Below are 13,031 nucleotides of genomic sequence, written 5' to 3'. Positions count from 1 at the left end.
AGCCGGTACGGCCGGGGGTGCTGGCGGCGGCTCGTAGAGCGCGGCGGGCCCGGGCGGGTGCTCCTCGGACGGGACGCGCGGGGGTGGCGGTACGGCGTCCCAGGGGCCCGAGTCCGCTGCCGGGTCGGGGCCTCCGGAAACCGCTGTCGTCTCCGCCATCTCCTGGTCACCGCCCCGCCCCGCCGCCCCGCGGCGTCTGATGCCCTTGCCTGTGTGGTGCTTGCCACCACACTCCGTGCGCGCCACCCTACGAGATCCCGGCGCACCCTATCCAGGCCGGGTCGCCGATCGGCTCGTCAGGCCGCCCGTGGCGCCCGCTATCGTGCCGCCATGACCGGTACCGACCGCCCTTTGCTCTTCCTCGACGTGGACGGACCGCTGATCCCCTTCGGTTCCCCTCCCCCGGGCGGCTACCCCACCTACCGCAGCCCGTCGGGCTCCGGCGCGACGCCGGGCGGGAACCCCCTGGTGACCCGCGCCAACCCTGCGCTGGGGCCGCGCCTGCTGAGCCTTGGCTGCGACCTGGTGTGGGCGACGACCTGGCTGGAGGACGCCAACGACTGCCTGGCACCGTGGCTGGGTCTTCCGCAACTGCCCGTCGTGGACTGGCCGCTGGAGGAGCAGGACGAGCCGCGCGGCGTGCACTGGAAGACCCGCACGCTGGTGGCCCGGGCCGCCGACCGCCCGTTCGCCTGGCTGGACGACGAGATCACCGAGGCGGACCGCCGCTGGGTCGCGGCCCACTCCCCGGCCCGCGCATTCCTCCACCGGGTGAACCCCCAACGAGGCCTCACCGCAGCGGACTTCACCGCTCTGGAGACCTGGCTGCGCACCGTCTGAGCAAGAACTCCGTACACGAAATCCGCGCACGAAATCCGAGCACACTGTCCGAGCACGAACCGCCCGGTCGGCTACGGCCTCGGGTGGGGCGCGACCGCGAGGCGCTCCGCGGCGGCGGCGATGAACGCTGCGACCGCTGCCTCGAACTCGGCTTCCCGGTCCTTGAGTTCGACCGGGTCGACCGCCTCGGGCAACGCCCCCACGCACGCGAACGCGGCGTCGGCGAGCGGCTCGGGACGGCCGGACACCAGTCGCAGCCGGAACCGCGCCGTCTCGGCCAGGGCGCCCAGCCGGTCGGCCTCGGCGAGCGCCGGTCCGCAGGCGAGCGGGTCCGACCGACGCAGCCATACGGTGACGACCGCCCGCTTGAGCTCGGTCACGGCCGCGGCGAACCCGCTGTACGCGGCCAGGCATTCCTGGCGCAGCAGTTCCTCGCGTGCCCTCGCCTCGGTCCGCGCGGCGGCCAGCTGCTGGAAGAGGTGGGTGCTGAGGGCCCCCAGCAGGGTGCCGAGGACCGCGATCAGACTCCCGAGCACCGCGCTCATCCTCCTCCGCACCCCGCTCCACGGCTGCCGGCGGCGTGCCCCGGCCGCGCGGCACCGGCACCGGCACCGGCGGATGCCACGCGGCCGAGGACGGTTCCTCCCCGCAACGGAGCCCCTCAGGACCCGGCGAGCAGGTCCCGCAGCAGGGTGACGGTGTCGGAGTCGAGGTCGCGGCCGGTGCGGCGGCTGAGGGCGTCCAGCCGGTTGACGGCGCGCAGGAGCTGGTCGCGTGCGCCGGCCGAGGCGTAGGCGTAGAACAGGTCCCGGTGCAGGAGTTCGACGTCCGGGGCCACCGCGAGGCCGCGGAAGACGGCTGCCTCGGCGCTGCGGTGGTCGCCGTACTGCAGGCGGCGAGCGGCCAGTTCATGGGCGGTGTCGACGATCGCCGCGATCATGTCCTGGCGCTCGGCCTCGGCCCAGCCGTACGAGGCGGGCGGGGCCTCGGCGAACGGGGCGCCGCGGACCAGGGCGAGCGCGTGGGCCAGGGCGGCGTCGGCGGTGGCGCTGGTGCTGCGCATGCCGCGCCGGTAGAGGCTGCGGAACTCGTCCCAGTCGCAGGTGACCGCCGGGGTGAACGAGTAGCCCTCGGTGGTGTCGGTGGGCAGGAAGGCGCGGCCCTCGGGCGAGATGCCGAACCAGGCGGACAGGTCGGCGAGTTTGCCCGGCAGCGGGCTCTTGGCGTCGGCCGCGGTGGGGTGCGGGTCGAGGTGTGCGGCGCCGGGGTGCAGGTCGTGGTCGAGGGCGTGGTGGTCGGAGCCGGGGCGCAGCGCGAGGTAGACGGCGAGCTCGGTGAGCCGGGGCAGCGCGCCGGTTTCGGCGGTGCCGAGGACGCCCGCGACGTCCACCGGGCCGAGCAGCCGGATCCGGGGCGCGTTGCGGGCGGCGTGCGCCTCCGGGGACCGGAGGATGGCGAGCAGGTCGTCGCTGTCGCTGCGACCGAGTGCGGTCCGGGCGACGGGGGCGACGGCGGCGGCAGCGGAGCCGGGCTCGGAGGCGGATCCGGAGGCGGATCCGGAGGCGGGACCGGGCTCCACCCCGGGCTCGGAGGCGCCGGCTTCGGCGTCCTCGGTCTCCACCGCCTCGGCCTCGGCCTCGGTTTCGGACACGGTTGCGGTTGCGGCTACGGCTCCGGGTCCCGCCTCGACAGTCGGCTGCGGCTCCTCGACGGGCTCCGGGGTGACCGGACGCGGCACGACCGGCTGGACGGCGAGCACGGCCGTCGGAGCGGCCTCCGCCGGGGCGTCCACCGCCTCGGCAACCACCTCGCCAGTCGCCTCCTCGCCGACCCCGGCAGCGGTCCCCTCCGGCTCCTCGGCCTCCGGCGCTCCCGGCCGCCGCAGGTCCCGGGTGGCCTCGTCGCCCGCCGCCTGCCGTCCCTGCCCGTTGACCGCGAAACGCGCCGGACCGGCCGGAACCGAAGCCGGACCAGTCGGCGCCGGGGCGGGCGTCACCGGGTCCGTGCCCGCGAACGGGCTGGCCCCGGTGCCGATGGCCCGGGCGAGCAGCCGCGGGCCGGCGGCCGTGTCCGCACCGCTCTCCGGCGCACCGCTCTCCGCCGCACCGCCGGAGGCCCCGACGGCGACCAGTACCGGTACGGCGGCGGGCAGTTCGGTGGTGTCGGTGTCCTCCGGCCCGTCCAGGGTCCAGGCCGGGGCGGGGTGCTGGGTGGTGTCGTCGGCGGCCCGGAGCAGCTCGGCGACCTGGTCGTACTGCCGCGCGCTGAGCCGCTGCAGCTCGACGGTGAGGTGCAGGCCGGGGATGGCGGCCTGGCCGGTGGTCGGGAGGGTCCAGCGGGCGACCGGGCCGGTTCCGCGCTCGGGGGCGAGGGTGATGACGGCGACGCAGGTGCGCGGACGGCCGTCGAGCAGCCGGCCGAGCTCGGCGGGGATCCCGCCGCCGGGCTGCTGGGCGCAGAGCACGATCTCGGGGATCCACGACTCGTCGGCCTGGCCCCGGCTGCGGGCGTCGCGCGGGCTGGCGGCCTCGGCGGCGACCAGGGTGGCGCGGGCCTTGGCGGTGCGCGGGCCGAGGGCGGCGAGCGCGGCCTCCAGGGTGGTGTGGCGGTGCACGCGTTCGGCGGCCGGGCCGCTGATCGGCACCTCCTCGGCGAGGTCGACCAGGTGCAGGTGGAGCCGGTCGGCGAGCGGGCTGTGGGCGAGTTCGATGGCGAGGGTGCGCAGCACGTCGCGGGCGTCGTCCGGGTGGCCGGAGAGGTGGAGCAACCGGACGGCCTCCAGGTCGGCGAGGACCACCGAGCCGTCGGGCGAGGTACCGAGGGTGACCAGCGCGGGGTACGGCGCGGCGGTCTTGCGGGCCTGGGCGGCGCTGAGCATGTCGCCGGACTCGGCGCTGCACCACCAGACGTTGGCGGCGTGCGCGGCGCGGAACGGCGCGATCGGGGTGGCCGGTCCGGACAGGTGCAGCTCGACGGTGTGGCCGGGGGTGATCCGGGCGGCGACGATGGCGGGCAGGCGTTTGCCGCCGCGCACGGTGTTGCGGGCCAGGGTGCGCAGGGCGCGGTCCAGCAGTTCGAGCCCGGCCTGGTCCTGCCGGGCCATCAGCTCGTTCTCGAAGGCGGCGGCCTCGGCGGCGGGCATCGCGATGCGGTGCCGGGGGCGGCGGGCGCGCTGCTGGGTGCCGCGCTTGTGGGCGACGGTGCCGACCATGATGGCGGCAAGCAGGATGCCGACGGTGGAGGCCGTGAGGGCGACGGTGTAGTCGTCGTTGGTAGCCGGGTCGGCGTGCGCGGCGGGCGCGGGCGCCGGGGTGGGCGCGTGCGTCGGCGCCGGCGCCGGCTGCGGCGCGCCCTGCGACGGCGCGGGAGCCGGTGCAGGGGCCGGAGCGGGCGCTGGGGCCGGAGCGGGCGCGGGCACCGGAGCGGGCGCTGGGGCCGGAGCGGGCGCGGGCGTGGCGGCCGCTCCCGGCACCGTGAGCACCATCCCCGGCACCACCACGTCCGGGTTGGTCAGCTGCTCCCCGTCCGGTGCCTGCACCCCCTTGTTGGCCTCGAACAGCTTCGGCCACTCCTCCCCGTCCCCCAGCTCCCGCTGGGCGATGGCCGACAGGCTGTCCCCGGCCTGCACGGTGACGGTCCGCTGCCCGCCCGTGCCCGCGCCCGGCTCCGTCCCGGCCTGCGGCGAGGTCCCCTGTGGCGAGGTTCCCTGCGGAGTCCCCTGCGCCGTGTCGCCCGAGGGCGCGGGCGCCGGAGCGGGCGCGGGTGCCGGCGTCGGGCTCTTCGCCTCGTCCGGCTTGGCGTCCGCCGGCATCAGCAGTTCCCAGCCGGGCTGGATCGGCCGGTCGGCGTCGAAGCGGATGCCCGAATCGTCCATCACCCGCCCGTCGTTGAGCTTGGCGATCTCCATCCACCGTTCACCCGAGCCCAGTTGTCGCTCGGCGATGGACCACAGGCTGTCGGCGGGCCGGCTGTCCCGCACGGTGTACGTGGGCTGCTGCTCGGCGGCGGGTGTCAGGGCGGGCGCGGACTGCGCGGCGGGCAGGGCGGCGCGCTGCACGCCCGGGGTCAACTGGGCCTGGACGGCCGGGGTGTGGGTCAGTTCGGGCACGGCCGCGAAGGCCGAGCCGGCCACCGGCAGCAGGGCGAGCACCGAGCCGACCAGCCCGGCCGCGATCCGCTGGCTCCAGCCGAAGGCCGGGATCCGGCGGGCGATCCGGCCGCGCAGCTGGGCGGGGATCTCCAGCAGGACGGAGAGCGCGAAGCACCCCCAGGCGAGCCAGCCGACCCCCACCAGCGCCCACAGGAACAGCCGTCCGTCGTCCGGGCTGGTGAGCGCCTCGCCCACGCCGCCCGGCGCGACGTCACCCATCCCGGCGACCGCGTGGGTGCCGTACAGCAGCAGCGCGGGGACGCCGACCAGCAGGACGAGCAGGGTGACCAGCGCGGCGAGCGCGGTGATCAGGGCGCCGCCGCGGCCGCCGCCGCGCGGCGGTCGGGGCGTCGGCGCGCCGGGCCGTCGCGTGCCCCCGCCGCCTCTGTGCGTGGCTCCGGTATGCGTGGCTCCGGCCCGGCCGGTACGGGCCTGGGCGGTTCGGGCCTGGTCCTTGGCACGTGGCGCGGCCATCAGTCGGTCTCCGCTTTCTCGACTCCGTGGACGAGGGTCGCACTGCCCTTGCCCGTTACCTTCCGCTCCCCGAGGGCGCCCAGCAGGACGGGCCGGTAGTCGGCCTGCACGGTGACGGTGACGACCTTGCCGTCACCGGAGAACTCGATGCCGCCGGCCTTCAGGCCGTACAGGCCGAGGTAGGCGTCGGCGGCGTCCCGGACGTACTTCTCCTCGACCTTGAAGCCCGCCCCCTGCAGCACGGCGGCCTGGTCGAGCTGCTGTCCGCCGACCCGCGCGGCCTCCTGGGCGTAGGCGTCGGTGCGCTCGGCGACCCGCAGTCGGCCGCCCGCGTCGATCACCAGGGCGATGACGAGGACGACGTAGGCCGCGCAGATGGCGACGAAGAGGGCCACCGCGCCCCGGTCGGACCGGCGCGCCCGCGCCCGTCGCCGCAGACGGCTCACCACCCGCATCCCCTCCCCCCAATCCGCACGCTGTTCTCCCCACCGGCCCCACCGGGCGCCACTCGGTACCGTTGCGTCATCCCCCGAGCGCTCTCCGCTTGCGTCTCCCCCGCGGGGGCCGCCTCCAATCCCCCGTTTTCGCCGTGGCGGCGGCGCGCGTCGTCATGTGCCCCGGTAGCGGTCCACCACCGAGGTGAACTCGCCGACGAGGTGTTTCGTCACGGGCACTCCGGACGGCCCACCGAGCAGGTCGGCCAGTTCGACGTCGCAGACCACCGTGACCTTGACGGTCGTGACCGGACCGCCCGGCAGGTCCAGCTCACCCTTGACCACGTGGACGTCGCCGTTCCGGCAGGACACACCCTGCTGGCGCAGCGACGCGAAGGCGGAGTCCCTGGCCGGCTGGTCCATCCCGTCCACGCTGCGCTGCAGCGAGGCGGTCCGGGCGCCGGCGCGGGCGGCGGCCTCGACGCTGCCGGCCGTGGTCTGCACCCGTCCGGCGGCGATGGCCACCAGGACCAGGCCGACCACGGGCGGCACGACGATCGCCGCCTCGATCGCGACCCCGCCGCGGTCCCGCCGCCGGGGGCGCCACCGGCGCAGGCGTGAACCGGGCGGGCGCGCACCGGGCAGCCCCGGTCTCACGGCTTCACCACCGGCGGTACGAAGCGCTCGCGCGGCGCCTCGGCGAACTGCGTGACGCTGGGCGCCGAGAGCCCGGGTATCAGCAGCGGCGGCGTCAGTTCCACGGTGACCCGGATGGTCTCGGGCGTGCTGCCGTCGGTCCGCACCGTGTAGTCGTGCGCGCCCTGCCGGTCGAGGAAGTCCCGGGCCTGCCGGCGCGCCGCATCGTTCTTCACCTCGTCCGTCGCGTTCCCCTGTGCCCGCCCGGCGTCCACGCCCTCGCGGGCGGCGCTGAGCGCGACCTGCCGGTCGTACCACCACAGTGCGGCCTGGACGACGAGTAGCAGGAGCAGCAGGACGACCGGGAAGACGATGGCGAGACTGACGCTCATCGACCCCCGGTCGGCTCCGCGGCGGAGAGGACGGCGCATCACTTGGTGGCGCCGCCCGCGGCCGCGCCACCCGGCAGGTTCGGGTCCTGCTCCACCTTCTGGACGACCTTGTCCTTCAGCAGGTACAGCGCGGTCGCGACGGCGCCTGCGACGAACACCAACGCGATGATGGCGAGAGCGAGTTCGATGCTGATCGCGCCGCGGTCGCCCCGCGCCCGGGCGGCCCGCAGCCGGCCGAGCCGCAGCGTGAACAGCAGCAGGGCGAACTGCACCGGCAACAGGACGGGCCGCAGTGCCCGGCCGGCCAGCTGGGCGAGTCGTACGGTCATCGGTTCTCCCGGGGATGTGCGATGTGGTGTGGGGCGGTGTGGTGTCGGCTGCTCTGGAACGGGCGTCGGTCAGACTCGGTCGGGCTCGGTCGGGCGTCAGTTGAGCATCTGGTGGAGCGCCGGGAAGACGATCAGGACGGTCATCAGCAGCGTCAGGGCGGCCCCCGGCGCGACCATGCGCTCGCTGTCGGCGTTGGCGCGGGCGAGGTCCTCGGCGAGGAGTTCGCCGCGCAGGCCCTTGGCGCGGGCCCGCAGGGTGTCGTACACGGCGGCACCGTCGGTGCCGGACAGCCGCATGATGTCGGCCACGTCCTGCAGCGGGGTGAGTCCCAACTCCTCGGCCAGCGCGTCGAGTCCGGCCCACGGCGGGAGCCGGTCGGTGGCCGCGCGCTCCAGCGCGTCGCGGATCCGCCGGAACACCGCGCCCTGCCCGACCGCGGCGGCCCGGCGCAGCGCCTCGGCGGGGCCGCAGTCGGCGGCGCGCTCCAGCGCGACGAGTTCCAGGTAGGCGGCGAGGCCGTGCAGGTACTCGGTGCGCGCCTCCTTGGCCTCGCCGCGCACGATGGCGTCCGGAATGAACCAGAGGAGGCCGGCCAGCAGCGGCCCGGCGACCAGCGGCAGCGCGAAGGGCAGGCCGATGTCCATCAGCACGGCCATCGCGCCCAGGTAGGCGGGCAGCACCAGGCCGAGCGCGGCGAACAGCAGCTTGTGCACCATGAACCGGGCCGGGGTGCGGCCGATCAGGGCGAGTTCGCGGCGCGGGACGGAGACCCCGCGCAGGTGGACGGACCGCTCGCCGATCCGGTCGTACCAGCGCGGCCGCTCGTCCGGGTCCTGCTCGCGGTCGGCCGGGACGGCGTGCAGCCGGTCCAGCGCCTGGCGCAGGTCCGGGGCGGCGGGCCGCAGTTCGGCGACCAGCAGGGCGAGGCCGCCGGCCGCGACGGCGCCGGCCAGCACGGACCAGGGGGAGATCATCGGGCCTCCCCGAGCTGCTCGGCCGGCTCGGCCTCGGGCGTCTGCGCGCCCGTCCGCCGCCTGCTCCTGCTGCGCCGGTCCGGCGTGAGCAGCCGGGGCACCGGCGGGTGGGAGGCCAGCGCCCGCATCCAGGCGATGATCGCCACGAACAGGGCGGCGACCACGGCGAGGACCAGCTGACCGAGGAAGGTGCCGTACGGCCGGGTGTACTCGGTGTTGAAGGAGCCGACCGTGACGACCAGCACGATGATGCCCACCAGCCAGCGGATGGTGGTCCGGTGCTTGGCCCGGTCGGCCTCGATGACGCGGCGCTGACGGACCTCCTCGCGCACCGAGTCGGCCATGTCGGACAGCGTGCGGGCCAGGCCCGGTCCGCTGTCCCCGGCCCGCAGCACGAGCGCGGCGAGCACCTTGTCGGCGGTGGCGTCGGCCAGGCTGTCGGCGAAGGCGTGCAGCGCCTCCTCGGGCCGCCAGCGGGCCTGCAGCCGGGCGGCCAGCTCGCCGATCTCGTCCTCCAGGGCGGTGGGGGCGGTGCGGCGGCTGGTGACGATGGCCTGGTTCAGGCCGACGCCGAGCAGCAGCACGTCGGCGATCCGCTGGGTCCACTCGGACAGCGCTTCGAGCCGCTCGATCCGGTGGGTGTCCGCGCGGGTGGTGTCGAACAGCCAGGGCAGGCCGAAGATGGCCAGCGGCGCCAGCAGCGCGGTCAGCGGGATGCCGGTGAACAGCCAGGCCAGCGGCCCGCCGACGAGCGCCAGCGGCAGCTGGACCCGGCGCAGCCGCACCATCCGGGGCGCGGCCGCCCCGGGGGCGCCGTACCAGAACACGTGGGCGCGCCCGGCGAGCGGGTTGGTCCGCGCGGCCGCGTCCTCGTCACCGGGCTCGCTGCCGCGGGCCCAGGCCGCCAGGGCGACCAGGCCGCCCGCGACCGCCAGCCCGCACAGGGCGAACAGCAGCATCACCGCGCGCCACCGCCGATCCGCAGTTGCAGCGGGGTGGCCCAACTCCCGTACCGGGAGTCGAGCAGCCCGGCGTCGAAGCCGGCCCGGCGCAGGTCGTCCAGGCACTGCGGCGGGGTGTGCGGGACGGCCCGCGGCTCACCGAGGTCCGGCCGGGGGCCGAACACGGTGTTCAGCGCGGGACGGCCGCTCTCGCCGAGGCCGGTGACCTCCAGGACGTGGGAGACGAAGCGGTGCCGGCGGCCTCCGACGGCGGTCTCGTCGACCATGGTGACGTGCACGATGAGGTCCAGGGCGTTGGCGGTGAGCCGGTAGGCGAGCGAGTCGGTCATGTGCGAGCCGTACTCCAGGCAGAGTTCGGCGATGCGGTCGACCACCATGTGCGGGCCGCGGGCGTGCAGGGTGCACATCGAGCCGCCCTCGCCGTTGGTCATCACCCGCAGCATCGGGACGACCTCGCCGGAGCGGACCTCGCCGACGATGATGCGCGAGAGGGTCATGCGCAGCGCGGCCGGGATGAGGTCGCCGATCGTCAACTCCCCGGCCAGCCGCCCCTCGACGCGTTCGCCGTTGCCCTCGCGGGCCTCCATCGGAACGACCTGGCGGAGGTGGCCGAGGGTGTGCAGCCAGAGCTCGAACTCCGATTCCAGGGTGCCGATCCGCTCGTCCGGCGGGATCTCGGCGGCCATCGCGCGCAGCAGGCTGGTCTTGCCGACGCCCTGGGTGCCGGTGATCATCACGTTCTTCCGGGCCCGGATCGCGGCGGCCAGGAAGGCGGCCAAGGTGGTATCCAGGGTGCCGAGTTCGACCATCTCGGGCAGTGTCGCGGAGGCCACCCGGTGGCGCCGGATCGCCACGTACGGGCGGGGCGTCACCTCGGTGAGCGCCTGCAGGCGCATGCCGCCCTCCAGCCGCAGCGCGAGGGTGGGGCTGGCGGTGGACAGGCTGCGCTCGCCACCGCCGTGCTGACGGGCCAAGTCCTGCAGCAGTTCGATGAGTTCGGCGTCGCTTTCGGCCACCGGCGGGACCTGGCGCAGGGGTTGGTGCACCTTGGAGACCCAGACGTCGTCACAGCCGTTGATCAGGATGTTCTCGATCTCCGGGTCGTCCAGGTAGGGCTGGAGCCGGCCGGCCCGGAAGAGGAGGTCGAAGACGGCCTCGGCGAGGGCGCGGTCCTGCTCCCGGGTGGGCGGGATGCCGTGGGTCTGCGCGTAGGCGTCGGACCAGCGGGCGACGGCTTCCTCGATCAGCGCCCGGCCGCGCTGACGGCGGGTGGCGCGGTCCGGCTCGGAACCGGAGGCGGTGGTCAACCGGCTGATCTGCTGGTGGAGTTCGGCCGCGACCTGACGCTTGAGCTCCCGGGCGACCTGCGGGTCGACGACCGGCCGGGTGGCGGAGCCACGCACGTCCAGCGAGGGCAGCTGGGAGGGCACGGCGGTCGGCGCGGCCGAGCCGGGCACGACCGGGCCGGGGGGGACGGGGCCGGGGGCTACGGGGCCGGGGGTCACGGGCTGCGGCGCGACCGGGCCGGTCGCGGGCGTGGGCGCGGCCGTCGGCGTGGCCGTCGGCGTCGGTGCGGCCGCCGGAGCGGCCCAGGGCAGCGCGGCCGGGTCGGCCGCCGGGCGCTGGTGCAGGGGGCTACCGCGCACGGAGCACCTCCCCGGGGTTGTGCGGGTACTGCCCGTTCACCTGCACCTGATCATCCGTCACAGTCGGTTGCTGAAGCGGGTACCGGTCGTCCTGCTCGGCCCGCTGCGGCGACTGCACGTGCGCCGGGAACGGCGCCGGTGCGGCCGGCTGCGGCGCCAGCCCGGCCAGCGGCGCCACCGGACCGGTGATGATCACCGGCGGAACCGGCTGCGGCGGCGTGTACGACGGCGACTCGGCCTCCACCGGACCGTAGGGCGACTGCCCGTACCCGGCCCGGCCGTACGCGGCCTGGCTGTACGCGGGCTGGCTGTACGGAGCCTGTCCGTAGGTGGTCTGCGCGTACGTGGTCGGGGCGGGCGTCGGCACCGGCTGGGTCGGCACCGGAGGAGTGGGCACCGCCGGAGCCGGTACCGGGGTCGGCACCGCAGCCGCCACCGGAGCGCCCGCCACCGGAGCGGCCGCCGACAGCCGGGCCGGCGCCTGACCCGGCACCACCGCCGCCGAGCCCGCGCCCGGCGCGAGCCGCTGCCGCCTGCGGCGGACCAGCAGCTGCACCTCGTCCGCCGCCGACCGCGCCGTCCGCATCAGCTCGGAGCGGATGAACCGCCGGTCGGTGGTGTCGCCGCCGTCGGAGAGCACCTTCGCCGTCCGGGTGGCGTGCGGCAGCATCCCGAGCACCGGCAGCCCGAGTTCGCGCGCCACCTCCGCGCGCGTGTACGGCCCCTCGGCGACCAGCAGCAGCCCGAGCGCGTCCGAGCCGGTGCCGGCGGAGGCCAGGTCCTCGGTGAGGGCGGACAGTCGGGGCCGGATCGAGCTCAGTCCGCGCAGCGTGGTCCGGACGGTCACCGCCACCACGTCCGCCCGGCGGGCCAGCACCGCGCTCGCGCCGGTGGCGCCGGAGCGGCCGAGGTCCACGATGACGTCGTAGCCCTGCTGTTCGACGGCGTGCAGCAGTTCGGCGAGCGGCTCCCAGGTGTAGGCGAGGCCGGGGGCCTGGGTGGGGTCGGTGAGTCCGGGGAGCAGCAGGCGTTCGGCGTCGCCGTCCGGCGAGAGGTCGATCAGCTGCTCCCAGATGGTCTGCGCGAGCAGTCCGCGCCGGTCGGCCACGGCCAGGTTGCGCAGCCCGTAGACGGCTTCGACCCGGCCTTCCAGGGCGCCCGCGAGCACGGCGCCGCCGTCCGGGTCGGCCTCGACCAGCAGGATGCGCCGCCCGGGCTGAAGCGGCCAGGCCAGGAGCAGGGCCAGCGCGGTCGTGGTCGCGCCGGGCGCGCCCGGGCCGCCGACCACCGCGATCACCGCCATCAGGCGCCCCCGGTCGCGGTCGGAGCCCCGGACGCACCGGTCCCGGCCGAGGGTGCACCGGCCGGGGGCGCAGCGGCGGAAGGAGCACCGGCGGCGGGGCTGCCGCTCGGCGCCGGGCCGGGCGTGGTGCCGCCGCCCGCGCCCCCGGCCGAGGCGCCGCGCGGCGCCAGCAGCACCTGGATCCGCCCGCTCGCCACCCACTGCGCCAGCCGGGGCCCGTCCGCGGTGCCGACCGCGACATCGATCACCTGGCTGCCGTCGGTGTCCACCCGGCCGACGGTGATCACCGTCGCGGCCAGCGAGTCGGCCCGGCCGTTGTCGGGCGTGTAGACCACGACCAGTTGCACCCCGGGCTGGAGCCGGCTGGCGGGCAGCTGGCTGCGCTTGGCCGACACCCCGACCACGATCTGCCCGGGCTGCACGGTGAGGCCCTGGGCCAGGTCGCCGCTGGTGAGCATCGCGCCGCGCTTGAGGTCGGTGGCGGCCCGCATGCCGACCGCCTTCGTCCGGTCCTGGGCCGACACCGGGTGCAGCGCCGGGTCGCCCGCGATCCGGGCCACCACCAGGTCGTCCTCGGTGATCACCTGGCCCCACGGCACGTCCCGGGCGAGCGCCAGCACCGCGACCCGCTGGCCGGTGCTGTTGTAGAGGACGGCCCCGCCCAGCCCGCCGGCCGCGATCAGCGCGATCGCCATCGCCAGCACCGCCGGGCGCCGCCGCCTCGCCCGCATGGTCCGCCCGGGCGCGTGCGGCACCGCCCGCCCCCGGCCACGGCCCTTGCCCGGACCGCCGGCCTGCTCCTGCTGCTCCGGGAGCGCCACGGAGGCCCCGGCGCCCGCGGGTGTGCCGGATCCCGGCGTCGCGAATGTACGGTTCTCCACCGGGTTCCG

12 protein-coding genes are annotated in these 13,031 nt (G+C 76.2%); 1 reads left to right on the top strand and 11 read right to left on the bottom strand.

Going from position 1 to position 13,031, the window contains the following annotated elements:
* Positions 1–330: 330 nt before the first annotated feature.
* Positions 331–840, top strand: a complete 510-nt coding sequence (locus tag ACZ52R_RS17355) for an HAD domain-containing protein (protein ID WP_465619832.1) — start codon at positions 331–333, stop codon at positions 838–840.
* Positions 841–911: 71 nt separating this feature from the next.
* Here ACZ52R_RS17355 and ACZ52R_RS17350 read toward each other — a convergent pair whose 3' ends face one another.
* The 11 genes from ACZ52R_RS17350 to ACZ52R_RS17300 all read right to left on the bottom strand — a co-directional run bounded on the left by ACZ52R_RS17350 (position 912) and on the right by ACZ52R_RS17300 (position 13,022).
* A complete protein-coding gene (locus tag ACZ52R_RS17350) occupies positions 912–1,385 on the bottom strand; it encodes a hypothetical protein (protein ID WP_465753687.1) in 474 nt (157 codons plus the stop codon).
* A gap of 116 nt (positions 1,386–1,501) precedes the next feature.
* On the bottom strand, positions 1,502–5,464 hold the full coding sequence (locus tag ACZ52R_RS17345) for a LysM peptidoglycan-binding domain-containing protein (protein WP_465753686.1): 3,963 nt from the start codon (positions 5,462–5,464) through the stop codon (positions 1,502–1,504).
* Complete coding sequence (locus ACZ52R_RS17340) at positions 5,464–5,913, bottom strand: hypothetical protein (RefSeq protein ID WP_396287649.1); 450 nt, start codon at positions 5,911–5,913, stop codon at positions 5,464–5,466. Before ACZ52R_RS17340 ends, ACZ52R_RS17345 begins: the two co-directional genes overlap by 1 nt.
* A gap of 159 nt (positions 5,914–6,072) precedes the next feature.
* Positions 6,073–6,555 (bottom strand): TadE/TadG family type IV pilus assembly protein, encoded by a 483-nt coding sequence (locus ACZ52R_RS17335; protein WP_360489915.1) that lies wholly within the window; start codon positions 6,553–6,555, stop codon positions 6,073–6,075.
* Positions 6,552–6,926 carry a TadE/TadG family type IV pilus assembly protein gene (locus ACZ52R_RS17330; protein ID WP_465662327.1) on the bottom strand — a complete coding sequence of 125 codons (375 nt, stop codon included), beginning with the start codon at positions 6,924–6,926 and terminating at the stop codon, positions 6,552–6,554. Before ACZ52R_RS17330 ends, ACZ52R_RS17335 begins: the two co-directional genes overlap by 4 nt.
* Positions 6,927–6,964: 38 nt before the next feature.
* On the bottom strand, positions 6,965–7,255 hold the full coding sequence (locus ACZ52R_RS17325; RefSeq protein ID WP_360489919.1) for a hypothetical protein: 291 nt from the start codon (positions 7,253–7,255) through the stop codon (positions 6,965–6,967).
* Positions 7,256–7,351: 96 nt separating this feature from the next.
* Positions 7,352–8,230 carry a hypothetical protein gene (locus ACZ52R_RS17320; RefSeq protein ID WP_465619825.1) on the bottom strand — a complete coding sequence of 293 codons (879 nt, stop codon included), beginning with the start codon at positions 8,228–8,230 and terminating at the stop codon, positions 7,352–7,354.
* On the bottom strand, positions 8,227–9,189 hold the full coding sequence (locus tag ACZ52R_RS17315) for a type II secretion system F family protein (protein ID WP_465619824.1): 963 nt from the start codon (positions 9,187–9,189) through the stop codon (positions 8,227–8,229). Before ACZ52R_RS17315 ends, ACZ52R_RS17320 begins: the two co-directional genes overlap by 4 nt.
* Entirely contained in the window at positions 9,189–10,838 is a 1,650-nt protein-coding gene (locus ACZ52R_RS17310) for a CpaF family protein (protein ID WP_465619822.1), read from the bottom strand. Before ACZ52R_RS17310 ends, ACZ52R_RS17315 begins: the two co-directional genes overlap by 1 nt.
* Positions 10,828–12,141 carry a CpaE-like family protein gene (locus ACZ52R_RS17305; RefSeq protein ID WP_465753685.1) on the bottom strand — a complete coding sequence of 438 codons (1,314 nt, stop codon included), beginning with the start codon at positions 12,139–12,141 and terminating at the stop codon, positions 10,828–10,830. The genes ACZ52R_RS17310 and ACZ52R_RS17305 overlap by 11 nt, the downstream gene beginning before the upstream one ends.
* Complete coding sequence (locus ACZ52R_RS17300; RefSeq protein WP_465662321.1) at positions 12,141–13,022, bottom strand: SAF domain-containing protein; 882 nt, start codon at positions 13,020–13,022, stop codon at positions 12,141–12,143. The genes ACZ52R_RS17305 and ACZ52R_RS17300 overlap by 1 nt, the downstream gene beginning before the upstream one ends.
* Positions 13,023–13,031: the final 9 nt, after the last annotated feature.

It is taken from the genome of Kitasatospora sp. NPDC034023, from assembly GCF_055575795.1.
The sequence above is the reverse complement of the archived record's forward strand: the minus strand, read 5'-3'. Positions and strand labels throughout refer to the sequence as shown.

Bases quoted from the DNA above. Each gene is read 5' to 3' on its own strand.
- ACZ52R_RS17320 (WP_465619825.1), bottom strand. From the start codon at position 8,230: ATGATCTCCCCCTGGTCCGTGCTGGCCGGCGCCGTCGCGGCCGGCGGC.
- ACZ52R_RS17315 (WP_465619824.1), bottom strand. From the start codon at position 9,189: ATGCTGCTGTTCGCCCTGTGCGGGCTGGCGGTCGCGGGCGGCCTGGTC.
- ACZ52R_RS17355 (WP_465619832.1), top strand. From the start codon at position 331: ATGACCGGTACCGACCGCCCTTTGCTCTTCCTCGACGTGGACGGACCG.
- ACZ52R_RS17325 (WP_360489919.1), bottom strand. From the start codon at position 7,255: ATGACCGTACGACTCGCCCAGCTGGCCGGCCGGGCACTGCGGCCCGTC.
- ACZ52R_RS17345 (WP_465753686.1), bottom strand. From the start codon at position 5,464: ATGGCCGCGCCACGTGCCAAGGACCAGGCCCGAACCGCCCAGGCCCGT.
- ACZ52R_RS17330 (WP_465662327.1), bottom strand. From the start codon at position 6,926: ATGAGCGTCAGTCTCGCCATCGTCTTCCCGGTCGTCCTGCTGCTCCTG.
- ACZ52R_RS17305 (WP_465753685.1), bottom strand. From the start codon at position 12,141: ATGGCGGTGATCGCGGTGGTCGGCGGCCCGGGCGCGCCCGGCGCGACC.
- ACZ52R_RS17350 (WP_465753687.1), bottom strand. From the start codon at position 1,385: ATGAGCGCGGTGCTCGGGAGTCTGATCGCGGTCCTCGGCACCCTGCTG.